At 69.3% G+C, this 25,070-nt stretch carries 18 protein-coding genes; 4 read left to right on the top strand and 14 right to left on the bottom strand.

Translation table 11 applies throughout. From position 1 onward, the window contains the following. Positions 1 to 112: 112 nt before the first annotated feature. From IFSED24_RS04440 to IFSED24_RS04430, 3 genes are all read right to left on the bottom strand, one after another. Entirely contained in the window at positions 113 to 1,087 is a 975-nt protein-coding gene (locus IFSED24_RS04440; RefSeq protein ID WP_491334014.1) for an acetyl-CoA carboxylase carboxyltransferase subunit alpha, read from the bottom strand. Positions 1,088 to 1,163: 76 nt separating this feature from the next. Continuing rightward, positions 1,164 to 4,793, bottom strand: coding sequence for a DNA polymerase III subunit alpha (gene dnaE / locus IFSED24_RS04435; protein ID WP_491334013.1), 3,630 nt, complete (start codon positions 4,791 to 4,793; stop codon positions 1,164 to 1,166). A 169-nt stretch (positions 4,794 to 4,962) separates the two neighbouring features. Beyond that, a complete protein-coding gene (locus IFSED24_RS04430; protein ID WP_491335027.1) occupies positions 4,963 to 6,702 on the bottom strand; it encodes a M23 family metallopeptidase in 1,740 nt (579 codons plus the stop codon). Positions 6,703 to 6,906: 204 nt separating this feature from the next. Here IFSED24_RS04430 and IFSED24_RS04425 point away from each other — a divergent pair, with 204 nt between their 5' ends. Beyond that, the gene (locus IFSED24_RS04425) at positions 6,907 to 8,250 is read left to right on the top strand and encodes a PhoH family protein (RefSeq protein ID WP_491334012.1); all 1,344 of its coding nucleotides are present in this window, start codon (positions 6,907 to 6,909) and stop codon (positions 8,248 to 8,250) included. Positions 8,251 to 8,328: 78 nt separating this feature from the next. On the opposite strand, the gene IFSED24_RS04420 is transcribed toward IFSED24_RS04425, so the two are convergent. Genes IFSED24_RS04420 through IFSED24_RS04400 form a run of 5 tightly spaced genes read right to left on the bottom strand, consistent with a single transcriptional unit; the run spans position 8,329 to position 12,886 of the window. Then, entirely contained in the window at positions 8,329 to 9,066 is a 738-nt protein-coding gene (locus IFSED24_RS04420) for a hypothetical protein (protein WP_491334011.1), read from the bottom strand. Between the two features lie 34 nt (positions 9,067 to 9,100). Next, a complete protein-coding gene (locus tag IFSED24_RS04415) occupies positions 9,101 to 9,880 on the bottom strand; it encodes an SAM hydrolase/SAM-dependent halogenase family protein (RefSeq protein ID WP_491334010.1) in 780 nt (259 codons plus the stop codon). Beyond that, positions 9,877 to 11,760, bottom strand: coding sequence for a Na+/H+ antiporter NhaC family protein (locus IFSED24_RS04410; RefSeq protein ID WP_491334009.1), 1,884 nt, complete (start codon positions 11,758 to 11,760; stop codon positions 9,877 to 9,879). The genes IFSED24_RS04415 and IFSED24_RS04410 overlap by 4 nt, the downstream gene beginning before the upstream one ends. After that, positions 11,757 to 12,080 (bottom strand): divalent-cation tolerance protein CutA, encoded by a 324-nt coding sequence (gene cutA / locus IFSED24_RS04405; RefSeq protein WP_491334008.1) that lies wholly within the window; start codon positions 12,078 to 12,080, stop codon positions 11,757 to 11,759. Before cutA ends, IFSED24_RS04410 begins: the two co-directional genes overlap by 4 nt. A 2-nt stretch (positions 12,081 to 12,082) precedes the next feature. Next, positions 12,083 to 12,886: an inositol monophosphatase family protein gene (locus IFSED24_RS04400; protein ID WP_491334007.1), complete on the bottom strand. Its 804-nt coding sequence runs from the start codon at positions 12,884 to 12,886 to the stop codon at positions 12,083 to 12,085. Positions 12,887 to 13,021: 135 nt separating this feature from the next. On the opposite strand from IFSED24_RS04400, the gene IFSED24_RS04395 reads away from it, so the two are divergent. Both IFSED24_RS04395 and IFSED24_RS04390 read left to right on the top strand, forming a co-directional pair. Beyond that, positions 13,022 to 13,240 (top strand): NifU family protein, encoded by a 219-nt coding sequence (locus tag IFSED24_RS04395; RefSeq protein ID WP_491334006.1) that lies wholly within the window; start codon positions 13,022 to 13,024, stop codon positions 13,238 to 13,240. A 133-nt stretch (positions 13,241 to 13,373) separates the two neighbouring features. Then, positions 13,374 to 14,546, top strand: coding sequence for an acyl-CoA dehydrogenase family protein (locus IFSED24_RS04390; RefSeq protein WP_491334005.1), 1,173 nt, complete (start codon positions 13,374 to 13,376; stop codon positions 14,544 to 14,546). On the opposite strand, the gene IFSED24_RS04385 is transcribed toward IFSED24_RS04390, so the two are convergent. Then, on the bottom strand, positions 14,537 to 16,123 hold the full coding sequence (locus tag IFSED24_RS04385; protein ID WP_491334004.1) for a tetratricopeptide repeat-containing sulfotransferase family protein: 1,587 nt from the start codon (positions 16,121 to 16,123) through the stop codon (positions 14,537 to 14,539). The two genes, IFSED24_RS04390 and IFSED24_RS04385, sit on opposite strands and share 10 nt — an antisense overlap. Positions 16,124 to 16,227: 104 nt before the next feature. Next, positions 16,228 to 17,547 carry a hypothetical protein gene (locus tag IFSED24_RS04380; protein WP_491334003.1) on the bottom strand — a complete coding sequence of 440 codons (1,320 nt, stop codon included), beginning with the start codon at positions 17,545 to 17,547 and terminating at the stop codon, positions 16,228 to 16,230. A gap of 296 nt (positions 17,548 to 17,843) precedes the next feature. On the opposite strand from IFSED24_RS04380, the gene rbr reads away from it, so the two are divergent. Beyond that, the gene (gene rbr, locus IFSED24_RS04375) at positions 17,844 to 18,422 is read left to right on the top strand and encodes a rubrerythrin (RefSeq protein WP_491335026.1); all 579 of its coding nucleotides are present in this window, start codon (positions 17,844 to 17,846) and stop codon (positions 18,420 to 18,422) included. A 71-nt stretch (positions 18,423 to 18,493) separates the two neighbouring features. Here rbr and IFSED24_RS04370 read toward each other — a convergent pair whose 3' ends face one another. The 4 genes from IFSED24_RS04370 to nuoL all read right to left on the bottom strand — a co-directional run bounded on the left by IFSED24_RS04370 (position 18,494) and on the right by nuoL (position 25,066). After that, positions 18,494 to 19,864 (bottom strand): NAD-dependent succinate-semialdehyde dehydrogenase, encoded by a 1,371-nt coding sequence (locus IFSED24_RS04370; RefSeq protein WP_491334002.1) that lies wholly within the window; start codon positions 19,862 to 19,864, stop codon positions 18,494 to 18,496. Between the two features lie 141 nt (positions 19,865 to 20,005). Then, positions 20,006 to 21,511 carry an NADH-quinone oxidoreductase subunit N gene (locus IFSED24_RS04365; protein ID WP_491334001.1) on the bottom strand — a complete coding sequence of 502 codons (1,506 nt, stop codon included), beginning with the start codon at positions 21,509 to 21,511 and terminating at the stop codon, positions 20,006 to 20,008. Then, complete coding sequence (locus IFSED24_RS04360; RefSeq protein WP_491334000.1) at positions 21,508 to 23,088, bottom strand: NADH-quinone oxidoreductase subunit M; 1,581 nt, start codon at positions 23,086 to 23,088, stop codon at positions 21,508 to 21,510. Before IFSED24_RS04360 ends, IFSED24_RS04365 begins: the two co-directional genes overlap by 4 nt. Before the next feature lie 22 nt (positions 23,089 to 23,110). Further along, complete coding sequence (gene nuoL / locus IFSED24_RS04355; protein WP_491333999.1) at positions 23,111 to 25,066, bottom strand: NADH-quinone oxidoreductase subunit L; 1,956 nt, start codon at positions 25,064 to 25,066, stop codon at positions 23,111 to 23,113. Between the last annotated feature and the right edge of the window lie 4 nt (positions 25,067 to 25,070).

Here is a 25,070-nt window from a genome sequence, read left to right as displayed (position 1 = left end):
AGGACGGGGAAGGATGACATGAAAAACCGTCGCACCGTGGTGGCGGTCCGGCGGAAGGTAGGATCCTCGCAGTGGTTGGCAAGGGAGATATTACCAAACCACAAGGCGTATGTCAATGCTTCTCCGACCATTCGCCCATCTTCAGGAACTTCTGCAAGCGCTGTTCCCGGAGCGCGGGCGGGTCCAGACCGTCGAGTTCGGCCAGGGCGTCCTGGAGTTGAGCCTTCACCGCGCGGGCGGTGCCCTCGTGGTCGCGGTGCGCGCCGCCGACGGGCTCGTCGACCACGCCGTCGATCAGGCCGTACCCCAGCGCATCGGCCGCGGTCAGCCGCATGGCCTTGGCCGCGTCGGCGGCCCGGGCCCCGTCGCGCCAGAGGATGGCCGCGCATCCCTCGGGACTGATCACGCTGTAGACCGCATTCTCGAGCATGTAGATCCGGTTGGTCACGCCCAGGGCCAGCGCCCCGCCCGAACCACCCTCCCCGGTGACCACCGCCACCGAGGGCACGCCCAGCGCCGCCATGTCGCGGAGATTGCGGGCGATGGCCTCGGCCTGGCCCCGTTCCTCGGCGCCCAGGCCCGGATAGGCCCCAGGCGTGTCGATGAAGGTGATCACGGGACGGTCGAAACGTTCGGCCAGCTGCATCAGTCGCAACGACTTGCGGTAGCCCTCGGGGTGGGCCATGCCGAAATTGCGCAGCACGTTGCTGCGGGTATCCCGACCCTTCTGGTGCCCCAGCACCAGCACCGACCGCCCGTCCAGTCGCGCCATGCCGCCCACGATGGCCGGATCGTCCCGGAACTGCCGATCGCCGTGCAGGGGCAGGTAATCGGTGAAGATGCGCTCGACCAGGTCGAGGGTAGTGGGCCGCCGCCCGTGGCGGGCCAGCTGGACCCGTTGCCAGGGCTCCAGCTTGGCGAAGATGTCCCGGCTGAGCCGGGAGGCCTTGCTGCGTAGATGCGACACCTCGTCCTGGACGTCGACCCCGCCCACGGCCGCCGAGTCCTCGAGGGTGCGGATCCGCTCCTCCAGCTCGACGATCGGTCGCTCGAAGTCCAGCCATGGTCCCCGACCCTGATCAGCCATGTCACCTGCCTCTACTAACGTGCCCGCCGTGATCGTCTCGCGGTCACAAGAATAATCATGATCGACAGCCGGCGCCTCAGCGCTGCTTGCCGTTCCAGCCGCCGTTGCGTCCGCCACGCTGCGGCGCCGCCGCCGGCAGGCCCACGTCCAGGCGGATGCCGCGGACTCCCGGCAGCTCGCGCAGCGCCCGCAGGCTCTCTAGGGTGAGCGCCAGCTGCCGGCCGCACTGCAGGAACCAGCGTCGCCCACCGCGCAGCGTGTCGACCAGGACCGGCACCGGCAGGGCCAGGTCCTCCTCGTCCACCATTCCGGCCACCGTGGCCGCCAGCCCTTCCGGCAACGGCTGGTCCGGCGCGGCCGCCGCCTGCAGCACCAGACCGGACGCAGCCACGTGCTCGAGCGCCGGCAACGCCTGCGGCCCGGCGAACCGCTCGAGCAGCGCGCCGAGCCGGTCGAGCCCCGCGGCACCCATGGCGTCGAGGTCCACCTCGAGATAGAGCTCACGCGTCCAGCGGCCCAGCACCTCGTCCACCCGCGTCAGCCGGTCGGCCACGATCTCGCGCGTGCCGTCGCCGCGCACCTGGACGCGGCCGCCGAGCACCAGGATCGAATCGCTGGCCACCAGGTCGGCCGCCGTCTCGTAGAGGCGGGCGTAGATCACCACCTCCACCATGCCGGTGCGGTCCTCGAAATGGGCGCGGGCATACAGCCGCTTGTGCTTGTCGCGGGCCTGACGGAAGCTGGTGATGACACCGGCCAGATCGACCCAGGCCCCCTCGCCGCGCCGGGCGGCCTCCCGCGTGGTGGTCGTGCGCAGCGAGGCCATGAGCTCGCGGTATTCCTGGAATGGGTGGCCCGAGAGGAAAAAGCCCACCGCCTTGCGCTCGAGCGAGAGTTCGACCAGCGCGTCGTAGGGCTCGGCGGGTTGCAGCACGGGCTTGAGCGCCGCGGCCGCGGCGGCGCCGCCGAACAGGCTGGCCTGCCCGCCCTCGCGATCGCGGGCCGACTTCTGCCCGTAAGCCAGGGCGCGGTCGAGGTTGGCGATGAGGGTGGCGCGGTCGCCCACCAGGCAATCGAGGGCGCCGGCGTGGATCAGGCTCTCGAGGACCTTGCGGTTGACCCGCTGCAGGTCGATGTGCTCGCAGAGGTCGAAGATGTCGGCGAACGGCCGCCCCAGTTCGCCGGCCGCGGCCATGACCGCCTCGATGGCCGACGAGCCCACGCCCTTCACGGCGCCCATGCCGAAGAGGATGGCGCCGGATTCGTCGACCCCGAACTCGGAGCGCGGCTGGTTGATGCTGGGCGGGTTGATCACCAGGCCCAGCATCTTGCACTCGTCGATGAGCTGGATGATGCGCTCGGCCTTGCGCATCTCGCTGGTCATGGTGGCGGCCATGAACTCGGCGGGGTGGTGCGCCTTGAGCCAGGCGGTCTGGATCGAGAGGAGCGCGTACGCCGCCGAGTGGCTCTTGTTGAAACCGTACTGCGCGAAGAACTCCATCTCCTCGAAGACCTCGGTGGCCATGGTCCGGTCGTAGCCCTTCTCCGCGGCGCCGGCGAGGAACTTGACCTTCATCTCGGCCATCATGTCGGCCTTCTTCTTGCCCATGGCCTTGCGCAGCTTGTCGGCCATGCCCAGGGTGAAGCCGCCCAGCTTGGACGCGATCTGCATGACCTGCTCCTGGTACAGGATCACGCCGTAGGTGTCGCGCAGGATGAGTTCGAGATCGGGGTGCTTGTACTCGATCTGCTTGCGGCCGTGCTTGCGCTCGACGAACACCTCGTCCATCCCCGCCCCCAGCGGTCCCGGCCGGTAGAGCGCGTTGATGGCGGTGATGTCGTCGTAGCAGGTGGGCTTCATCTTGCGCACCAGCTCCTGCATGCCGCTCGACTCGAGCTGGAAGACGCCCACGGTGCGGCCCTCCTGCAGGAGCTGGTAGGTCGCGGGGTCGTCGGTGGGGATCTCCTCGGCGCGCGGGGCCGCACCGCGGGTCTCGCGCACCAGCTTGAGCGCCTTGTCGATGACGGTCAGGGTGCGCAGGCCGAGGAAGTCCATCTTCAAGAGGCCCATTTCCTCGCTCATGCGCATGTCGAACTGGGTGGTGATGTCGCCCTTGGTGCTCTGGTAGAGCGGCAGGTGCTCCACCAGCGGCGAGGGGGTGATCAGCACGCCCGCCGCGTGGATGCCGGGGTTGCGGTTCAGCCCCTCCAGCACCTGGGCGTTGCGCAGCAGCTTGGCGTGGATCTCCGACTCCTCGGCCACCTCGCGCAGGCCCGGCGCCTCGGCGATGGCGCGCTCCAGCGTGATGCCGATCTCCTCCGGCACCAGCTTGGAGATGCGGTCGCTCTCGGCGAAGCCCAGATCCAGCACCCGCGCAACGTCCTTGATCACCGCGCGGGCGGCCATGGTGCCGAAAGTGATGATCTGCGAGACGTTCTCGCGGCCGTACTTCTGCTCGACGTAGCGGATGATCTCGGGGCGCTTCTCGAAGCAGAAGTCGACGTCGATGTCGGGCATGGAGATGCGTTCGGGGTTGAGGAACCGCTCGAACAGGAGCTGATGGCGGATGGGATCGATGTCGGTGATGCCCATGCAGTAGCACACCAGCGAGCCGGCCGCCGAGCCGCGTCCCGGTCCCACGGGGATGTCCATGCGCCGCGCCGCGTCGATGAAGTCCCAGACGATGAGGAAGTAGCCCGCGTAACCGGTCTTGCGGATGATGCCGAGCTCGTACTCGAGCCGGTCGGTCAGCTCGGGCGTGATCTCCTTGTAGCGCCGGTGCAGGCCCTCGTGGGCCAGGTGGACCACGTAGTCCTCGGGGGTTTCGAAGCCCGGCGGCAACGGGAACCGGGGCAGCAGCAGCTTGCCCAGCTCGAGCTCGAAATCGACCATGTCGGCGATGTGCACGGTGTTGGCCAGGGCCTGCGGCCAGTCGGCGAAGAGCGCGTGCATCTCGTCGGTGGTCTTGAAGTAGACCTCGGCGGTGGCCGATCGCCAGCGCCCCGGGTCGTCGAGGGTCTTGCCGGTCTGGATCGCCAGCAGGATGTCGTGGGCCTCGTGGTGATCCTTGTCGAGGAAATGGCAGTCGTTGGTGGCCACCAGCTCCAGGCCGACCTGGCGCGCCACGTCGGGCATGAGCCGGCGGACCTGCTCCTCCTCGGGCAGACCATGGTTCTGGATCTCGAGGAAGTAGCGGTCGGGACCGAAGATCTCGCGATACTCGCTGGCCGCGCGCACGGCTCCCGCCACGTCGCCGCGCATGAGCGCGCTGTTGGGCTCGCCGCCGAGGCAGGCGCTCAGGGCGATGATGCCCTCGGCGTGGTCGGCCAGCAGCTGCTTGTCGATGCGGGGCTTGTAGTAGAACCCCTCCATGTAGGCCTTGCTCGCGAGCTGGACCATGTTCCGCCAGCCGGTCTCGTTCTGGACCAGCAGCACGGTGTGGTTGCTGCGCGCGGCCTCCTTGCCCGACCGGTCGTGCATGTCGCGGGCGACATAGGCCTCCATGCCCAGGATGGGCTTGATCCCCGCCTTGCGGCACTCGAGATAGAATTCCACCGCGCCGAACATGTTGCCGTGGTCGGTGAGCGCCAGCGCCGGCTGGCCGCAGGCCACCGCCTTCTGGACCATGGCCCTGGTCTTCATGGCGCCGTCGAGGAGGCTGTAGTCGGAGTGGTTGTGCAGGTGGACGAACTGCTGCTCGGGCATGCCGCTCTTCCTTGCGGACGATGGTTTCCTGACTGGGCTGGCGTCCGTGGCGTCGCTCACAGTAGCAGGTGGGTGCCGGTTCGTAAACAAGACCGGCTACGAATTATGTGATTCGGCCGCGTAAATAACTTATCTACTTGGATTTGTCGACATCTCCTGAGGTCGCTTGTCAGGGATCGTCCGCCGAGTCGAGCGCCGGCTCGGTGGTCAATTCGAGGTCCAGGGCCGCGCGGGCACCGTGGCCGGCGAGATCGAAGGCCGCGACCTCCAGGCGGTGTCGGCCCGGCGCCAGACGGTCGGGCAGCTCCACCAGGATCCGGTCCCGCGGGGGATCGGGCTCGGCGATGAGCAGCTGGCCGTCCAGGTGCACGGCCAGCCGGGACCAGTCGACCCCGCTGCCGTGGTCGCCCACCGGGACGGTCACCACGGGCCAGCGCGGCAAGGCGATACCGTGACTCCGCGCGGGCGGCCTCTGCTCGAGGCGGGTGGCCACGGTGGCCGTGGCGATGACCGGGGCCGCCTGATCGCGCAACAGGGCGTAGGTCCCCGGCTGGTCGAGGGTGAAGCCCGGCTCTGGCCCATCCAGAACGAGGGGCGCCGCGTACGACCAGTGGTCACGGTCGAGCTGATAGACTCCTACCGTGGGGTCCCCGAGGGTCTCCGGTGTCAGGCTGCCGGCGTCGGGCCAGGCCAGGAAAACGGGGCTGATGGTCTCCTCCCAGGGCACCAGGAACTCCACCGGCGGCCCCAGTTCGACGAGTCCCGACAGCAACAGCAGCTGGCTGCCGACCGGCTCTCGCAGGGACCCGCTGCGCCAGCGTGGCGTGTGGCCAGCAGGCGAGGTCCGCAGCGCCCCCGGATCGTCGAGAGCCAGCGGTGACGCGGGCACGAGGGGCTCGGGAGCCTGCCCCCAGCCCGGGGCTTCCGGAACGATGCGCCAGGTCACCGAGGCCAGGTTGCCGGACCTGTCCTCGGCTTCCAGTTGCCAGCGCTGACCGGCGGTGAGCGTCAGACCCTCGGAACCGGACTCGGCCAGGAAGCGTCCCGAAAGGGTGTTCCGGGCAGGGTCGAACCAGAGCCAGCGTTCCTGGCCGTGCGGGCCGTGGCGGAACTCCACTCGCTGCTGCCGATTCCGCGACCAGGCCAGGCTGTCGTTGAGGCACTGGTAGACGAGCCGGTCGTCGCAGCGCAGGCTCACCCGCCAGGGTTCGAGGCGGTAACGCAGGTGATCGCTCCGGTCGATGATCAGCGCGGCGAAACGCCACGGGCCGGGGCGCGGCGCCAGATCGGGCAGCGCGCCGGAGAGCGGGGTCGCCCCATCGCCCACGAGCCGGCTCGCGCCGGTGCCCAGGTCGGCCGCCGGCACCGCCCGCACCAGCAGGATTTCCGGCGCCATGGTGTCGGGCACCGTGAATCCGTGAGCCTGCGGATCGCGCGGCTTGCCGCCGGGCCCGCGGACCTCGAAGTGCAGATGCGGACCCGAGGTGCCGCTCTGCCCCGAGAGCGCCAGGACCTCGCCCCGCGACCATGGCACTTCGCCGCGACGGAGATGGAGGTCGATGGCGTAGACCCCGCGCCGCGCCTGTTCGCGCCTCACCCGCTGGCGCAACGGATCGGCCAGGCGGCCCAGATGTCCGTAGACGTAGGTGGTCCCGTCGGCACAGGACAGGTAGATGGCCTTGCCGTACCCGTTGGGTGTCAGCTTGATCCGGCTGATCCAGCCGTCGGCCGCGGCCAGGACCGCGTAGCCGGTGCGGCTGTTGGTCTTCAGGTCCAGCCCCGTGTGGAAGCGGCCGCTACGGGGCTCGAGGAAATTGCCCGTGAGATAGCGGGACGCCAGGTCCAGCGGCCAGCGCGGGGGTTCGGCGGCGGTGGCCACCGAGAGCAGCAGCGTCACGATCAGGATCATTCTCAGCACGCCGATCGACCTCCTTGTCAGCGGCACCTTAGCCATGTCCGGGCGTTGCGGCAACACGCGATCTCACGAAGCGACAATTGTAGCGCACGATCGAATAAATAGGTGGTGACGGCGGTCAGTCCGGCGGTTAAGATCCTCGCAGTGGGGTCGATAACAAGGATGAACGACCCTCGCCCACGAACCGTAGGAGGCGGTATGGCGGCAGCATCCCCTCTCAATGGCGGACCTCTCCCCGCGATCGACGGACGCTCCTTCCTCCTGGACACCAACGTCCTGCTCCACGACGCCAACGCATTGAACGTCTTCTCCGAACACAACGTGATCCTGACCGTGGATGTCCTCGAGGAACTGGACAGGTTCAAGCGCGGGAACGACGAGCTGGCGCGCAACGCCCGCCGGGTGGTCCGCGCCATCGACAGCCTCCGCGACGGCAAGCCGCTGAGCCAGGGTGTGCCCCTGGACGGCGGCGGCAAGCTCTACGTGTTCGTCAAGAGCTTCACCGACCTGTTGCCCGCCGGCATGGACCGCAGCGTCATGGACAACCGCATCCTGAGCGCGGCGCTGGCGTTGCACGAGACCGGCCACGACGTGGTCTTCGTCTCCAAGGACATCAACGCCCGCTGCAAGGCCGACGCGCTGGGGATCCATGCCGAGGACTTCCTCAACCGCAAGGTCAACTTCGACGAGCTCTACACCGGCTGGTCCGAGCACGACGTCGACGACACGGTGATCGACGCCTTCTACGAGGGCGAGGCCATCGCCCTGGACGGCGAGTTCCGGCCCAACGAAGGTGTGCTGCTCAAGAGCTCCGCCCGCCCCAAGAAGTCGGCGCGCGGGATCTGGCGGGCCGACACCGGCAAGGTGGAAGCGCTCCAGTTCGGCGACGCCCATCCCTGGGGCCTGAGTGCACGCAACCTGCAGCAACAGTTCGCCCTCGAGCTGCTGCTGCGTCCGGACATCCAGCTGGTGACCATGCTCGGCCAGGCCGGCACCGGCAAGACGCTGCTCGCCCTGGCGGTGGCGCTCCAGCTGGTGGCCGAGGAGAAGCAGTTCCGCCGGGTCATGGTCTCGCGGCCCATCATGCCGCTGGGCAAGGATATCGGCTACCTGCCTGGCTCCAAGGAGGAGAAGCTGGAGAGCTGGATGGAACCCATCCTCGACAACCTCCAGTACCTGGTCGACCCCAAGCTCGAGCAGAGCGGCGACAAGGTCGACTACCTCTTCGACACGGGCATCCTCGAGATGGAAGCCGTCACCTACATCCGCGGCCGGAGCCTGCCCAAGCTCTTCATCGTCATCGACGAGGCGCAGAACCTCACACCGCACGAGGTCAAGACGGTGGTCAGCCGCGCGGGCGAGGGCGCCAAGGTGGTCCTCACCGGCGACGCCTACCAGATCGACAACCCCTATCTCGACGCCTCGAGCAACGGCCTGACCTACGTGGTCGACCGTTTCAAGGAGCAGGCCATCTACGGCCACATCACCCTGGCCAAGAGCGAGCGCAGCCAGCTGGCCAGCCTGGCGGCACAGCTGCTCTGACCTCGACCGGCCCGGCCTGGACAGGCAGAGGCGCGGCCCAGCACGGACCGCGCCTCTGCTCATGTCCTGAGCGGAGGGTCAGGGCTGCACGGACGCCCCGGCCGCGGACTCGGTCAACGCCTGGCGCAACTGCCCCAGCAGGCAGGCATTGCAACGCTTCACCGCCACGGTGAGGTACTCGTCCACCCACTCCTGATCCTTACGCGAGGTCATGCCCTCCCAGCGGTTCTTGGTGACCTCGCCGAGGCAGGTGCGGTCGTAGAAGAGCTCCTGCTCGTGGTCGTAGACGCGCAGGTTCACCTCGCAGGCAGCCTTCATCACCGTGGGCACCGGGACGGCGCCGAGCCCGATCACCGCGCCGATGGCCGCCGCGCCGCCGCTCTGGCCGATGAGGTAGCCGATACCGCCGCCCGCCAGGCCGGCCAGGGCGAAGCCCACGCCATTGCGCTTGACCTTGCAGCCCATGTGCAGCAGATCCACCTCGAGCACGTAGTCGGCCTGGCTGCGCAGGGGGACCACCTCCACCAGGTTGGTCTGCGTGAGGTCCTGGAGCAGCGCCTGGTAGTAGACCTGGCCCACCGACATGTCCCACTTCTCGTCCGCGGGGAAGTTGATGTCGAGCATGGATCCCTCACCCTCGCGCTGGGACCCGGGACGCAGGTCGTTGACCAGCGCGACGTACAGAGTCGGCGGCTGTCCCGCGTTGGGGAAGACCATGGACTCGGCCGGATAATGGAAGCTCACCTTGCTGCCGCCACAGCCGGCCAACACGACCAGCAGGCAGAGGGCAGCGCCCACGCGGACCATCGATCTCATGCCACACTCCTCTCGGGGCTCTCGCTGCCTCAAACTACGATGTGGGCAGGCGGAAGACCAGCCCCACCCGCGCCGCGAGCGCCGCCGCCGCGCTGGCGCCGTCCAGGGCGATCTCCAGCGTGTCGCCGCTGCCCCAGTACCAGACCAGTTCGCCCGCGGCGGCCTCGGCATACGCCTCGACGGGGCCGTGCACCGTCCGGCCGGCCACCGTCAGCACGGCGCCGGCGGCGAGCTGGCGCCCCACGGCGCCGGTACGCGGCACGTCGGTGATCAGGTTCCCGAAGCGGTCGATCCAGACCACGGTCGCCGCCGAGGTCGCCGCCGGCTGCCGGCCGAGATCGGCGGCCTGGCCCGGAACGCCGAGGCCGGCCAGCGGGCGGCCCGCGGCCAGGCGCGCGGCTGCCGGCGCGAAGAGGTCGCGGCCGTGGAAGGTGGTGGCGCCGGACTGCCCGGGCGGCGGGTCGAGCGCTCCGGGATCGAGCCGCACCACCTGCAGGCCCGGCGCGTCGGCGAGGAATCCCGCCAGACCGTTGCCGGGGCCGACGAAGCAGCGGTCGTCGGCCTGCACGGCCACAGCCGGCCGAGCGGTCCCGACGCCCGGATCGACCACGCCGAGGTGCACCGTGCCCGGCGGCGTCTGCCGCCAGATCCGCTGCAACGCCCAGGCGGCGGCCGCGATGTCGCCGGCCGGGACGTCGTGGGTGACATCGAGCAACCGCAGGTCCGGCGGACCGAGGCGCCACAGCACCAGTTTCAGCTCGGCGACGTAGGTGTCGCGCCAGCCGAAATCGGTGAGCAGCGCGACCAGTTTCATGACACCGACCCCGCCGTGGGGCGACGACCCAGGACCAGCACCGCCGCCGTCACCAGCACGGCTCCCAGCCCCAGTCCCAGCCAGGGCGGCCAACCCCAACCAGCAGGCAGATAGCCGCAGACCAGGGCCACGGTGCCCACGAGCAGGGCGTAGGGCAACTGGGTGCGCACGTGATCGACATGGTCGCTGCCGCTGGCCAGCGACGACATGATGGTGGTGTCGGAGATGGGCGAGCAATGGTCGCCGAAGACCGCCCCGGCCAGCACGGCGCTCACGGCCGCCAGGTGGATGCCGACCGCGGTGGGCGCCGGCAGCCCCTCGGCGCCGGGCAGCAGCGCGCCCAGCGGGAAGACCAGCGGCATGAGGATGGCCATGGTTCCCCAGCTGGTGCCGGTGGCGAAGCTGACCGCGGCGGCCAGCACGAAGGTGATCGCCGGCAGCAGCCGCGCCGACAGCGCTCCGCGGCAGATCTCCACCAGGTAGTTGGCGGTATGCAGCTCAGCGCAGACCGCGCTGAGGCTCCAGGCCAGGAGCAGGATCGTCACCGCGATGAGCATGGCCCGGCAACCGTCGACGAAGCCGTCCACCGCGTCGCGCAGTGCGAGTCGGCGGCCGACTACCACCACGAGCAAGGCCGCCAGGGTGCCCATGATCGCGGCCCACATCAGCACCGCGAAGCTGTCGGCGTTGCCGAGGATGACGCGCAGGCCCGGGTCGGGATCGCCAGCAGCCAGGGCGGTCTGGCGGCCGTCGAGGATCAGACCGAGCGCGGTGGTCGCGATGACCGTGACGATGGGCAGCACGCCCAGCAGGGGATGCACCACGGCGCGCTGCGGCGCGGCCGGATCGAGGGGCTCCCCGCCCAGGGTCTCGCTGGCCGGCCGCGCGCCGGGCCCCAGGACCTGCCCCGTGGACCGGGCGCGCTGCTCGGCCGCGCGCATGGGACCCCAGTCCCGGCCGGTGCCCGCCACGAGATAGACGCAAAGCAGGGTCAGCCAGGGGTAGAAGCTGTAGGGCAGCGAGCGCAGGAAGAAGGTATAGGCCGTCCCGGCCTCGTGGCCCAGGCCCGCCAGCGCATCCTGGATCAGGCCCACCTCGAAGCCCACCCAGGTTGAGATCACCGCCAGGGTGGCCACCGGCGCCGCGGTGGAGTCCACCAGGTAGCTGAGCTTCTCGCGGCTGATGCGCAGGCGGTCCGTGAGCGGGCGCATGGTGGTGCCCACCAGCAGGGTGTTGGCGTAGTCGTCGAAGAAGATGGCCGTGCCCATGGCCGCGGTGGCCAGCTGGCCGCCGCGGCGCCCCCCCACCCGGCTGGCCAGGGCGCGGACGAGACCCTCGGTCAGGCCGCCGCGCGCCATGACGCCCACCATGCCGCCGAGGATGGTGGTGAAGAGCACGATGCTGGCGTGATCCGGCTCGGCCAGCGCCTCGACGAGGAAGCGGTCGCCCAGGCGCAGGAGCGCTGCCAGCGGCTGCCAGCTCGTCAGGAGCAGGCAGCCGAACCAGCCGCCGAGAACCAGCGACACCAGGACCTGCCGCGTCAACAGCGCCAGGGCGATGGCCAGCAGCGGGGGCACCACGGCGGTCCAGCCGGGCAGGACGCGCGGCGTGCTGGAGGCCAGGAGGCGGCCGTCCATGGCGGTCAGGTCGATCGCGGCTCCCGGCTCGAGGCGGATGTCCGCGACCTCGCCGGCCGCCAGCAACGTGTCGCGGGCGGCGCCGGCCACGAGCAGGATCGGCCAGCCCTCCCCGGGACCCGTGACCGCCACCGAGAAGGGGATCCCCGAGAGCACCACGTCGGGAGCGTCGAGACGCCACTCGCCGGCCGTCGCCGCTGGGGCGAGCCAGAGGAACAGGAGCAGCCCGGCGCCGAATCTCAAGCACCACCCTCCCCGTAGGCCCAGGCCAGGTAGCCGGGATCGACGTAGGCCGCGGCCCAGGCCAGGATCTGCGGAATCTCGTAGGGATGCAGCGCTTGCAGGCGACCGATGCAGGCGTCCAGACGGTCGGCGCGCACCTTGAGGGTGAGCGTCACCTCCGGTCCCTCCTCGATCTCGCCCCGGTAGCGGTACCACGAGCGGATGCCGGTATCCACCTGGGCACACACGGCCAGGCTCTCGGCCACCAGCAGTCGGGCGGCCTTCTCCGCCTCCGGTCGGGCGGGCAGCGTGGTCACGACGATATGAATGCGGCGTTCCATGGTCATTCCTCCAGAAGGTTCAGCAGCGCCCGGTCCAGTCCGGGTGCGGCGGCGGTCACCGACTCCCACTGCAGGGGATGCTCGCGCCCCTGGAAATCGCAGACCCGGCAACCGGTCTCGCGGCAGACGAGGGTGCCGGCGGCCACGTCCCAGGGCCGTAGGGTCAGCTCGAAATAGCCGTCGAGGCGGCCGGCGCCCACGTGGGCGAGGTCGATGGCCGCGCTGCCGGCGCGGCGGATGCCGTGGCAGCCGGCCCGCAGGCAGCGCCGGACCAGATCACAGATCCGATCGATCCGGTCGTCGCGCGTATACGAGAAGCCGGTGGCCAGCAACGCCTGGTCGAAGGCGACCGGTTTGCGCCGCGGCAGCGCCCGCTCCTCGCCGCCCCGGGTCCGGAGCTGCACCGCTCCCCTGCCGCGGCCGGCGAGATAGAGTTCGTCGAGATAGGGTGCCCCCACGGCACCCAGGAGCGGCCCGTGCTCGTCGCAGCAGGCTATGGACACGGCGAAATGGCTGTAGCCGTGGACGAAGTTGGTGGTGCCGTCGAGGGGGTCGACGTACCAGATCCGGCCCGAGCCGCCGGTCTGGGCACCACCCTCCTCGGCCAGGATGGTGTCGTCGGGAAAGAGCCGCGAGAGCGCGGAGACCAGCTGCTCCTCGCTGCGGCGGTCGATGTCGGTGACCAGGTCCACCGCGCCCTTGCGGTCGACCCGCCCGACCCGCCCGAAGTTCTCCAGGAGGAACGCGCCGGCCTCCTCCGCCAGCCGGCGGACGGCCGCCAGTTCCTCGTCCCGTTGCTGTGGCATGCCGCCTCCCTTCGGGCGCATTGTAGGTCGGGGGCGCCCGGGCCACAAGGGCGGGCTTGACACGGAACCGCCGCTGGGTAACGTGTTTTCATGAACGTGATATTCCGGCTCCGTGGCCGGGGAAAGGATCCCAGCATGGAAGAGCGTATCAAGGCCGTCCTCGAGACGATCCGCCCGGCACTGCAGGCCGATGGCGGCGACGTCGAGTTCATCGACTTCGTCGACGGCATCGTGACCGTGCGCATGAAGGGCGCCTGCGGCAACTGCCCCATGAGCATGATGACGCTGAAGCAGGGCATCGAGAAGCGTCTGAAGGCCGAGATCCCCGAGGTGGTCTCGGTGGAGCAGATGTAGCTTTCACCGGTGCGAGCGGCCCCTCCCGACGGAGGGGCCGTTTTTATCGCGTCTGGTTCGTGGCGGCCCCCGGAGCCGGGCCTACCTTTTGTCGACATAGCCAGTGCGACTACCCGGAAAGGATCGATCCGACATGAAGCCATACCAGGGCGTCGACTTCTTCAAGAGCTCCCACCTCCTCAGCGAAGAGGAGCGCTCGGTGCAGGCCATGGTGCGCCGCTTCGTCGACCGCAGCTTCCTGCCCCTGATCAAGCAGCACCACGCCGCCGGCACGTTCCCCGCCGAGGTGATCCCCGAGCTGGGCGAGCTGGGCCTGCTCGGCCCCAGCGTGCGGGGCCCCGGCTGCCACGGCCTGAGCTACACCATCTATGGCCTGATCTGCGAGGAGCTCGAACGCGGCGACAGCGGCCTGCGCAGCTTCGCCAGCGTCCAGGGGTCGCTGGTCATGTGGCCCATCAGCGTCTACGGCACCGACCAGCAGCGCCAGCGCTACCTGCCAGAACTGGCCGCCGGCCGACAGATCGGCTGCTTCGGCCTGACCGAGGCGGACCACGGCTCCGACCCCGCGGGCATGGAGACGCGCTGCACACGCGACGGCGACGGCTGGGTGGTCACCGGCAACAAGATGTGGATCACCAACGCCACCGTGGCCGACCTGGCGGTGGTCTGGGCGCGCGACACCGACGACGGCAAGGTTCGCGGCTTCCTGCTCGAGAAGGGCGATCCCGGGTTCTCCGCCCAGGCGATCCACGGCAAGTTCAGCCTGCGGGCCTCGGACACCGGCGAGCTGATCATGGACGAGGTGCGTGTCGGCGACGAGCGCCGGCTACCGGGCGTCGAGGGCCTGAAGGGCCCCTTGAGCTGCCTCAACGAGGCGCGCTACGGCATCGCCTGGGGTGCGGTCGGCGCGGCCAGCGATTGCTACCACACGGCGCTCGGCTACGCCCTCGAACGCGAGCAGTTCGACAAGCCCATCGCCGGCTTCCAGCTCACCCAGGCCAAGCTGGTGCAGATGGTCACCGACATCACTCAGGGGCAGCTCCTCGCCCTGCAGCTCGGCCGGCTCAAGGATTCCGGAATCAACGAGTTCCCGCTGGTCTCGCTGGCCAAGCGCAACAACGTGGCCATGGCGCTCGAGGTGGCGCGCACCGCCCGGTCGATCCTCGGCGCGGCGGGCATCACCGACGAGCACTCCCCCGGCCGGCACATGAACAACCTGGAGTCGGTCTACACCTACGAGGGAACCCACGAGATCCACACGCTGATCGTGGGACAGGCGATCACGGGGCTGGCAGCCTACCGCTGAGGCAACGGGCCGAAGGCCTCCAGCAGGCGTCGCAGCGGTTCCAGATGCTTCCGGTAAGGCTGGGCGCGGCCCACGGAACGGCGCGTGAGCGGCTGTTTGACCTCGCGGTAGCTGGCCGTGGCCACGTACCGGCCGTCACGGTGGAAGTCGAGCATCGCCGGATCCCAGGCCAGGCTCGCGGCGGCCAGCACCGGTTCCAGGGCCGCCCGGGGATCGTCGGTCAGCTCCTCGTAGCGCACCGTCAGGATCGGCACCTCGAGGACCCGCCGCCAATGCGCCATGAGTTCGCGTTCGGCCCGCAGGAAGAGGCCGATGTTCTCCAGGTTGGTGGACCAGGCGAGCCCGTCGGTGAAGTTCTGGCGGAAGCACGACCAGCCCGTGTCCAGGGGATCCCGGACGGTGTGCACCACCACCGTGCCCGGCAAGGCCAGCGCCGCCAGCGGCAGCTGGAAGATGTTGTGGGGCATCTTGTCCACCACGAGCCGGCCTGGCGGTGCATGACGGTCCAGTTCAGCGAGATAGGCCGCGCCGAGCTGATCGAGCAGCGGCACGTCGAGCCGGTCGAGATCCTGATACCAGACACCCCCGGGTTCCTGACGCCAGGCACGGGTGAGTTCGTTGGCGAGCAGACGCCAGGTCGACAGTTCGCCGGCCCCGCTGATGGCGGGATGACTGGCCAGCATGCGCTCGGTGAGACTGGTGCCGGAGCGCGGCATTCCCACGACCAGCAACGACCGCCGCTTCTGGTGCGTTCCCCGGGGCAGCGCGGCCAGACGTTCGGCCGAGAAGATCTCCATCATCTGCCGCACCGCGACCAGATGCTGCTTGCCGTCGAATCGGGCCGTCCGCAGAGCGTTGGCGCGGGCGAAGGCGGCGAAGGCCTCGTCGGGGCGATCGAGCCGATCGAGGATGTCGCCACGCACGTGCTCGAGCTGCACCAGGCGGATGCGGCCTGGCCTGGCCGCCACGGCGCGGTCCACCACCGCCAGCGCGGCCTCGGGACGGCCAGCTGAGAGCAGGCAACGCGCCTGGACCGCGGCTACCGAGCCGTGCGGTTGCGGTCGCTCGACCGCAGGCGCGAGCAGGGCCACACCCTCGGCCGAGCGTCCCGTGCGTTCGAGGATCGAGCCCAGTCCCGCCAGGGCATCGGCATGGCCGGGATGGCGCTCCAGCGCCTGGCGCAGCCAGGTCTCGGCCTCCTCCCAGCGCCCCCGGCGCAACAGATCCACGCCCAGCAAGGTGGGCGGCACCGGATCGGCGGTGTGGACCTCGGCCGCCCGGGACCAGATCACCGCCGCATCGTCGTGCAAGGCCCGTCCCTGCAGCACCAGGCCGGCTCCGATCAGGCCGTCGCGATGATCGGGTTCGAGTTCGAGCACGCGATGGAACGCGTCGCCGGCCCGATCCAGATCGCCGAGGGCCTGGGCGGACCGGCCCAGGATCGTCCAGGCATCGGGATCGTCAGGTGACACCGCCACCGCGGGTACGAGCAGGCGCAGCGCCAGGGCCGGCTGGCCCAGGCGTTCGAGCTCGGCGGCTCGCTGGACGACATCGGCGGCACAGGTGGCTGACTGCATGGCGGGCGCTCCGTAATCCCGAGAGGGGCGGGCGCCGGCAATCCTTGCCGCCGACGACCGCTGTCGATCGTGTTTCCGGGAACCCATGCAAGAGTGGGACCGACTCAGCGTGGCGGCGGGCGTCGGGCGATGAAACTCGGCTCAGGAATATCTATCCCCATAAAAGAAAGCCTCTTGCGGGCGATGCCGTAGAACTCACGTGAAGGGAAGCGGCGATACCCTAGCTCGATCTCGTGAACCGGCTGTCCGCTCAGGAACCGCCAGTGGTTCAGCAAGGTGGCCACCTTGCTGCCCTGCTCGGTCTGGATGAAGCGGCGGTGGCTCGAACTGAAGGGACAGGGCGGGCTGTTGAGTTTCGCCGCGACGCGGATCACCGCCAGGATCTCCTCGCCGCCCACCAGCGCCTCGCCATGGACCTGTCGCCAGCGCTCCTGGATCGTGGCGGCCAGCCGGCCGTCCACGCCCCCGGGTCGGAAGCGCCAGAGGAACTTGTCGTAGGTGTCCACCGCATCCATGACGAAGGCGCCCAGGAACGCAGCCCAGCCGTGGCGGGCGCCGATCCAGATCAGGGCCAGGTCGTCGCAGACGCCGTCCTGGTCGAGCAGGCGGAAGAAGGCCTGCTCGTGGCCGGGTCGCGTGTACTCGCGGTCTTCTGCCATGATCACGCCCAGATCCTGGAGACGCCGGATGTCCGCGGGGGTGAACTCGCCGCGCCCGGGATCGACGATGCCGACGGCGGCCAAAAGTTCGGGCTGCACCACGTAGTTGCGCCCGCCGCCGATCTCGAGCGGCTGGCCGGCGAAGGTGCGGCGATGATGCGCGACGCACATCCGGCGCTGATCCAGGTCGTCCATCCAGCCGGCCAGGAGCATGCCGCGCAGGAACCCCGCGGTCGCCACGCGCTGGCCGCGCAGCAACTCCACCCCCAGCAGGGGACGGCCGTCGTGTTCGAGGAGAAGTTCGTCGGTGTCGAGATTGGCCAGCAGGTACCCCGCGAGTTCGTCGAGGCGTCGCCCGCGTTCCTGCCGGACCAGGGGCGCCTTGAGGGCGGGGTCGAGGCGCTCGAGCGCGGTGAGGACCCGGTCGAAGGTGGCGTCGCGGAAGGCGAGGGGGTTGCCGCGCTCATCACGCCAGAACCCGTGTCCGTTCTGCGACCGCCCCAGCACCGACTGCGGCAGCAGCAGGCGCAACGTGTCGGGAGATGCGGCGAAATCCAGCGAGAGCAGGTACTCGAAGTCGAGGGCAGCCAGGCGGTCGAAGAGCTGGCCGTGGCGCTGGAGTTCGAGCAGGCGGGGCCGGGGACCGCGTTCCTGGTCGCGGCGGTCGAAGTCCTCTCGGCCGCGGCCGCGCACGGCGTCGAGGATGGCCTCGATGCGGCGAACGGCCTGGAAGCGGCTGGTCTTGTTGCGACGTCGGCGGACCATGGCTCATGCCTCGCAGAATGTTGCTCGCCCGGTGCGACGGAGTCCCATCACCTGGGACCCATTATGGTTTATATAAGTTTCATATCAACATATCTTTACGGGCTTCTTCCAGCATCTGGCAGCCGGTGCCTGCGTCGGGAGCGGGGTCCGCCGGCGGCGTCCAAAGTCCGCCAGACTCGTCACGACCCGGCGCCCGCTCATTTTTGGCGGTGACAAAAACACGTGCCTATGACCAACCCGGCACGGCGACCTATCTTGCCGGCAAAGACAGGCTCACAACCCAGCCCAGGAGGACGATCATGCCCGAGCTCAAGGGAACCCGCACCGAGCAGAATCTGCTGAAGGCCTTCGCCGGCGAGAGCCAGGCGCGCACGCGTTACACCTACTTCGCCGAGCAGGCCGCCGGCGAGGGCCTGGTCCGCATCGCCGAGGTCTTCCTGGAGACCGCCGAGAACGAGCTGGAGCACGCCCGGGTGTTCTTCTCGTTCCTCGAGGGCGGCATGGTCGAGATCACCGCCGCCTATCCTGCCGGCAAGGTCGGATCCACGGCCGAGAACCTGGCGGCCGCCGCCGCGGGCGAGAACGAGGAATGGACCGAGCTGTACCCCGAGTTCGCCCGGATCGCCGAGGAAGAGGGCTTCAAGGACGTGGCCCGGGCCTTCAAGCTGGTGGCCAAGGTCGAGGTCGAGCACGAGAAGCGGTATCGCGAGTTGCTGGCCATCGTCGAGGCGGACCAGGTGTTCGCGAAGGAGCAGGTCGTGCGCTGGAAGTGCCGTGTGTGCGGCCATATCCACGAGGCCGCCAAGGCGCCGGCCAAGTGCCCGTGCTGCGATGCCGAGCGCGAGGAGTACGAGGTCGAGGCCAGGAACTGGTAGCTGCCCGGCGCGCCGGTGTCGAGCAGAGGGGGCGCCCGGCGGCGCCCCTTCTCCTTGCCGGGTCGGCATGCTCAATCGTACAGGTTGAGGCCCTTGACGTTGGTGAACGCCCGCAGCCCGAACCAGGCCAGCTCGCGTCCCAGCCCGCTCTGCTTGATCCCGCCGAAGGGCAGGCGCGGGTCGCTCTTGACGATGCTGTTGACGAAGGCCGATCCGCACGCCAGCCGGCGGGCCAGATCCTCGCCCCTGTCGGGGTCGGCGGTCCAGACCGATCCGCCCAGGCCGAATTCGGTGTCGTTGGCCAGGCGCAGGGCGGTCTCGGCATCGGGCACCGACATCACCGGAGCCACCGGTCCGAAGACCTCCTCGCGCCAGACCCGCATGGCGGGTGTGACCTCGGCCAGCACCGTGGGCTGCAGGAAGCAGCCCGGCCGGTCGAGTCGCTGACCACCGCAGACCAGGCGGGCGCCAGCGGCGGTGGCGTCGGCGACCTGGTCGCATAGCCGCTGCAGCTCCTGCGCGTTGACGATGGCGCCGACCTCGGTGGCCGGATCGAGCGGATCGCCCAGCTTGCGGGCGGTCATGGCCGCGGCGAGCTTCTCGACGAAAGCCGTGTGGACCGGCTCCTCCACCATGAATCGCTTGGCCGCGATGCAGCTCTGTCCCGTGTTGAGCAGGCGGCCGGTGACGGCGCCGGCGACCGCGCGGTCGAGATCGCAGTCGGCCAGGACGATGAAGGGGTCGCTGCCGCCCAGCTCGAGAACGGCGGGCTTGAGCAGACGGCCGGCGACCGCCCCCACCTCCCTGCCCACCTCGGTGCTGCCGGTGAGCGAGACCGCCGCGGTGCGGGGATCGGTCAGCAAGGCCTCGGTGACCGCGTGGTCGGCCAGCACGGCGCCGAAGACATGGGACGGGAAACCGGCCTCGGCGAAGGCGGCCGCCAGGGCCAGCGCGCAGCCCGAGACGTTGCGGGCGTGCTTGAGCACGGTCGTGTTGCCGGCCAGCACCGTGGGGACCCCGAAGCGGAGAGCCTGCCAGAAGGGGAAATTCCAGGGCATGATGGACAGCACCACGCCCAGCGGCTGATACACGACTCGATGATCGCGGCCGTCGGCCGTCACGGGTTCGTCGGCGAGCCAGGCCGGGGCCTGCTCGGCGTAGACCTCGCAGAGCCAGGCGCACTTGTCGATCTCGGCACCGCTCTCCTGGATGGGCTTGCCCATCTCCAGGGTCATCAGCCGCGCCCACTCGGCCTTGTGCGCCCGCAGGACCGCGGCCAGGCGACCGGCCAGGGCGGCACGGTCGGCGAGCGGCGTCGCTGCCCAGGCAGGCTGGGCGTGGTGGGCCGCCGCCAGGGTGTCCAGCGCCTGCCGGCGCGTGGCGGTCTGGTATTCGTGCAGGACCTCGCCGGTGGCGGGGTTGGTGGTGTGGTAGGTGGCCATGGCGTCCTCCGGGTTGAGCCATGACAGGCAGACTAGCGCATGCCTGGTGGCGATGCCAGTGCCAGGAGCTTCTTGCCGCGAGCACGGCAAAGCGCCGGTGTGCTGGACACCGGCGCCAGGGGAGACCAGGGAGGATCCGGCTCAGCCGCCCAGGGTCCCGAAGGCCAGGGTGGTCACCCGGTGCAGCGCTTCCGGGAACACGCCCAGCGCGATGATCAGCACCGCGAGCAGCGCGGCCAGGGCGGTACTTTCCCAGTTGCGACCGTCGAAGGGCTCGGCTTCGCCGTCGCTCATGTACATGGCCACCACCACCCGCAGGTAGTAGTAGACCGACAGCAGCGAGTTGACCACGCCCCAGATCGCCAGCGGCACCAGGTCGGCGCGCACCACGGCCTCGAAGATGTAGAACTTGCCGAGGAAGCCCACGGTCCCAGGGATGCCCGCCAGCGAGAACATGGCCACGGCCATGGCGGCGGCGGCCCCCGGCTGGCGCCGGGCCAGGCCACGGAAGTGGTCGACCTGATCGGCTTCCGGACCCGATCCCCGGCCGAGCTGGCTGATGAGCCCGAAGGCGATGAGGTTCATCAGGCTGTAGCCGAGCAGGTAGAAGAGGATGCCGCTGCCGGCCGACTCCATGACCTCCCGGCCGCGCAGCTGGAGTTCGGGGCTGTCCGAACCCGCCGGGGCGATGATGGCGAGCACGCCGAGCATGAGGTAGCCGGCGTGGGCGATGCTCGAGTAGGCCAGCAGCCGCTTGATCGACGACTGGACCAGGGCCAGCAGGTTGCCGGCGGTCATGGTCAACACCGCGAGCACGGCGAGCAGCCCCGACCAGTAGGTGGCCAGACCGGGCAGCGCGAGTAGCACGAAGCGCACGAGCGCGGCGAAGGCCGCGGCCTTGACCGCCGTGGCCATGAAGCCCGTGACGTGGGCCGGGGCGCCGTCGTAGACATCCGGGGTCCACATGTGGAAGGGCACGACGGCCACCTTGAACGAGAAGCCCACCAGCATCAGGCCCAGCCCCACGGCGAAGAGCAGCTCGCTGCCGGTGCCGGCGGTACGCGCCGCGGCCAGGGCGGCATAGCCCGTGCCGCCGGCGTAGCCGTAGAGCAGCGCCATGCCCATGAGCAGGAACGCCGAGGCGAAGCTGCCCAGCAGCAAGTACTTCAGGGCAGCCTCGCTGGCCCGCGGCTGTCCGTGGCGCCCGGCGGCGAGCACGTAGACCGCCATGCTCATGGTCTCCAGGCCCAGAAACAGCGACAGCAGGTCGCTGGCAGCCACGAGCACCATCATGCCCAGCACGGAGAAGAGCACCAGTGGATAGAACTCGGGCTTGTAGTTGCCGTCGCGGCTGTAGAGCGCGCTGCCGAAGATGGTGGTCACCATGCCGATGCCCAGCAGCAGGAAGTCGAAGAACCGCGTGTAGAGCGAGGTGGTGAGCGAGCCGGCGAGCAACGAACCCGGCTCCGGCCGGACCGCCACCATGGCCACGCCCGCCCCCAGGAAGACCAGGATGTTGAGGAACGTCAGGTGATCCTTGCGCAGGGTGCGGACGAAGGCGTCGACCAGCAGGACCAGCAGACCGCCGCCACCGACCACGAGATAGGGCAGTAGGGCCGCCCAGTTGATGTCCTGAGTGATGCTCATCGCGCCACCTCCTCGTCACCGGCGTGAGCGGCAGGGTCCTCGTCGAGGCGCAGGGCGTGGTCGTCGTGATGCCCGGCTGCCGGCGCGGCGTGCACCGCCACGGGCTCGAGCACCCGGTCGAGGCTGGGGCCGATCTTGTCCAGGACCAGACCGGGCGCCACGCCCAGCCAGAACATGAACACCACCAGCGGCGCCAGCACCAGCCATTCGCGCACGCTCAGGTCGGGCAGCCCCTTGTTCTTCTCGTGGCGAAGCGATCCGTGGAAGACCTTCTGGTACATCCACAGCATGTAGACCGCGCCGAGCACCACGCCGGTGGCCGCGAGAATGGTCAGCAGACGCGCATGCGGCAGGAGTTCGCTGCCGAAGGTGCCCAGCAGGATCAGGAACTCGCCGACGAATCCGCAGAGGCCCGGCAGGCCGACGCTGGCCAGGGTCGTGATCAGGAAGATCGTGGCGTAGGCCGGCATCTGGTTGGCCAAGCCGCCGAATTCGGACATCTCGCGCGTATGACGGCGTTCATAGATCACGCCCACCAGGAGGAAGAGCGCGCCGGTGGAGAGGCCGTGTGCCAGCATCTGGAAGATGCCGCCGGCCGCGCCGCGCGCGGTCATGCTGAACAGCCCCAGAACCACGAACCCGAGATGGCTGACCGAGCTGTAGGCCACCAGCTTCTTGACGTCGGTCTGGACCCAGGCGACCAGCGCGCCGAAGATGATGCCGATCACCGCCAGGATGGCCAGGACCGGCGCTGCGGCCACGCTGGCCTCGGGGAACAAGGGGATGGCGAAGCGCAGCAGGCCGTAGGTGCCCATCTTCAGCAGCACACCCGCCAGCACCACTGAACCGGCCGTGGGCGCCTCGACGTGGGCGTCGGGCAACCAGGTGTGCAGCGGGAAGAGCGGCACCTTGATGGCGAAGGCCAGGGCAAAGGCCGTGAAGAGCCAGATCTGCTCGCTGAACGTGAGGTCGAGGGCGAGCCAGTCGGCCAGATCCATGCTGCCGGCCTTGAACCAGCAGAAGAGGATGGCCACCAGCATGAACACCGACCCGGCCATGGTGAAGATGAAGAACTTCACCGCGGCGTAGATGCGCCGCTGGCCGCCCCAGATCCCGATGATGAAGTACATCGGGATGAGCATGGCCTCCCAGAACACGTAGAACAGCAGCATGTCCCGGGCCAGGAAGGTGCCGATCATGGCGGTCTGCAGCACCAGGTACATGGCCATGAAGAGCGGCACCCGTTCGGCCAGGGCGCGCCTGGTCGACAGCAGCACCAGCGGCCCCAGCAACGTGGTCAGCATGATGAGGACCAGGCTGATGCCGTCGCAGGCCAGGTGGTACTGGACGCGCCCGCCGAGGAACCAAGCGACCTTCTCGACGAATTGGTCGGTGCCGGTGGTCGGGTCGTAGCCGAACCAGAGCACCAGGGAGAGCGCGAGGTCCAGCACGGCCACGCCCATGGCGGTCCAGAACGCCGCCGAGGCCTTGCGGGGCAGAGCCAGCAGGATCAGCAACGCGCCGAAGAGCGGCACGAAGGTGACCCAGGTCAGGATATGGTCGGTGACGAATGACAAACCCAGATCCTCCTAGCCCGTGCTAGCCGTTGAAAGTCAGATAGACGGTGAACACCGCCACGCCCAGGGCGAAGACCCAGGCGTAGAACCGGACCAGTCCGTTCTGGAAGAGTCGCAGCAACGAACCGGTGAGCATGGTCACCGCCGCCGAGCCGGTCACCAGCAGGCCGTCGATGACCCCGCGGTCGATCCAGCGGAAACAGAAGACCTCGGCCAGCTTCGCCAGCGGCCGGTAGATGACCAGGCCGTAGAACTCATCCACGTAGTACTTGTTGGCGAGCACGCGGTGGGGCAGGCCGCCCACCCAGGCGCGCGCCTGCTCGGCCAGCCGGGGCCGGCGGGCATAGACCAGGAAACCGAAGACCAGGCCGGCGATGGCCACCAGGCTGGAGGCCACCGCCAGGGTGATCTCGAGCGAGGCGCTGTGGTGGCCGCCCCCGTGGGCCGCGCCGTGCCCGCTGGCGAAGACCGGCGCCAGCCACTCCTGCAGCCAGGCGCCGCCACCCATGCCGTGAGGCCAGCCGATCCAGCCCCCCACCACCGAGAGCACCGCTAGGATCACCAGCGGCACGGTCATCGTCAGCGGCGACTCGTGGATGTGCGCCTGGACCTCGCTGCTCGCCCGGTTCTTCCCGAGGAAGGTCATGACCAGCAGACGCATCATGTAGAAAGCCGTGAGCGCCGCGGCCGCGAACCCGATGAGCCAGACCCAGGGGAACCCGCCGTGGGCGCCGAGGTAGGCCTCGAAGAGGATCTCGTCCTTGGAGACGAAGCCGGCCAGCGGCGGCACGCCGGCGATGGCGATGGTGGCGACCAGCATGGTCGGCCAGGTCAACGGCAGCTTCTGGCGCAGACCGCCCATGACCCGCATGTCCTGCTCGTGGCTCATGGCATGGATCACCGAGCCAGCGCCGAGGAAGAGCAGCGCCTTGAAGAAGGCGTGGGTCATGACGTGGAAGATGCCGGCGGCGAAGGCGCCCACACCGCAGGCGGTCACCATGTAGCCGAGCTGGCTGACCGTGGAGTAGGCCAGGACCTTCTTGATGTCGGTCTGGGCCAGCGCGATGGTCGCCGCCACGATGGCCGTGGCGATGCCCACGCCAGCGACCACCGACATGGCCAGCGGGCTCAGCACGAAGAGGAAGCTCATCCGCGCCATGAGGTAGACCCCGGCGGTCACCATGGTGGCGGCGTGGATCAACGCCGAGACCGGCGTCGGGCCGGCCATGGCGTCGGGCAACCAGATGTAGAGCGGGATCTGCGCCGACTTGCCCGTCACGCCCAGGAACAGCAGGAGCGCCGCCGCGGTGGCGATCCCCTCGAGCGCGTGGGCATGGTGCTTCAGCACGCCGAAGCTGAACAGACCCTCGCCTGCGCCCAGGTGCGGCAGCAGCGTGACGCCGAGCAGGAACATGGCCAGCAGCACGCCGAAGTCGCCCACCCGGTTGGTGAGGAAGGCCTTGCGGCCGGCGTCGGCATTGGCGTCATCCTCGAACCAGAAGGCGATCAGCAGGTAGCTGCAGAGTCCCACACCTTCCCAGCCCACGAAGAGCAGCGGCAGGTTCTCGCCCAGTACCAGCGTGAGCATGGCGAAGATGAAGAGGTTCAGGTAGGCGAAGAACCGCTGGAACCCCTTGTCGTGCGCCATGTAGCCCAGGCTGTAGATGTGGATCAGCAGGCCGACCCCGGTCACCACCAGGATCATCACCGCCGAGAGCGGATCCAGCAGGAAGCCGATATCCAGGCGGACCGGACCGAACTCGATCCAGCGCGCCATGGTATCGGTGAGGAGCCGCTCGTCGGCAGGCAGGCCGGCCAGACGGATCACCGCCCGCACCGAGAGCAGGAAGCTGACCGCCACCGTGGCGCAGCCGAGCAGGCCGGCCAGCTGCCGGGGCAGACGGCGGTTCAGCAGGCCGTTGAGGATCGCCCCCAGCAACGGGGTCAGCACGATCCAGCGGAGTGAGGTCTCGATCACGTTC

It is taken from the genome of Candidatus Latescibacter sp. IFSED24 (assembly GCF_058273205.1).
This window is presented reverse-complemented; position numbering and strand designations above follow the sequence as displayed.

Coding starts and splice junctions, on each gene's coding strand:
- dnaE (WP_491334013.1), bottom strand. CDS start 4,793: ATGCCCGAGCAGCAGTTCGTCCACCTGCACAACCACTCCGACTACAGC.
- IFSED24_RS04400 (WP_491334007.1), bottom strand. CDS start 12,886: ATGCCACAGCAACGGGACGAGGAACTGGCGGCCGTCCGCCGGCTGGCG.
- IFSED24_RS04420 (WP_491334011.1), bottom strand. CDS start 9,066: ATGAGATCGATGGTCCGCGTGGGCGCTGCCCTCTGCCTGCTGGTCGTG.
- IFSED24_RS04365 (WP_491334001.1), bottom strand. CDS start 21,511: ATGAGCATCACTCAGGACATCAACTGGGCGGCCCTACTGCCCTATCTC.
- cutA (WP_491334008.1), bottom strand. CDS start 12,080: ATGGAACGCCGCATTCATATCGTCGTGACCACGCTGCCCGCCCGACCG.
- IFSED24_RS04380 (WP_491334003.1), bottom strand. CDS start 17,547: ATGGTCCGCCGACGTCGCAACAAGACCAGCCGCTTCCAGGCCGTTCGC.
- IFSED24_RS04430 (WP_491335027.1), bottom strand. CDS start 6,702: ATGATCCTGATCGTGACGCTGCTGCTCTCGGTGGCCACCGCCGCCGAA.
- IFSED24_RS04440 (WP_491334014.1), bottom strand. CDS start 1,087: ATGGCTGATCAGGGTCGGGGACCATGGCTGGACTTCGAGCGACCGATC.
- IFSED24_RS04370 (WP_491334002.1), bottom strand. CDS start 19,864: ATGGCCACCTACCACACCACCAACCCCGCCACCGGCGAGGTCCTGCAC.
- IFSED24_RS04415 (WP_491334010.1), bottom strand. CDS start 9,880: ATGAAACTGGTCGCGCTGCTCACCGATTTCGGCTGGCGCGACACCTAC.
- IFSED24_RS04395 (WP_491334006.1), top strand. CDS start 13,022: ATGGAAGAGCGTATCAAGGCCGTCCTCGAGACGATCCGCCCGGCACTG.
- IFSED24_RS04390 (WP_491334005.1), top strand. CDS start 13,374: ATGAAGCCATACCAGGGCGTCGACTTCTTCAAGAGCTCCCACCTCCTC.
- IFSED24_RS04385 (WP_491334004.1), bottom strand. CDS start 16,123: ATGCAGTCAGCCACCTGTGCCGCCGATGTCGTCCAGCGAGCCGCCGAG.
- IFSED24_RS04425 (WP_491334012.1), top strand. CDS start 6,907: ATGGCGGCAGCATCCCCTCTCAATGGCGGACCTCTCCCCGCGATCGAC.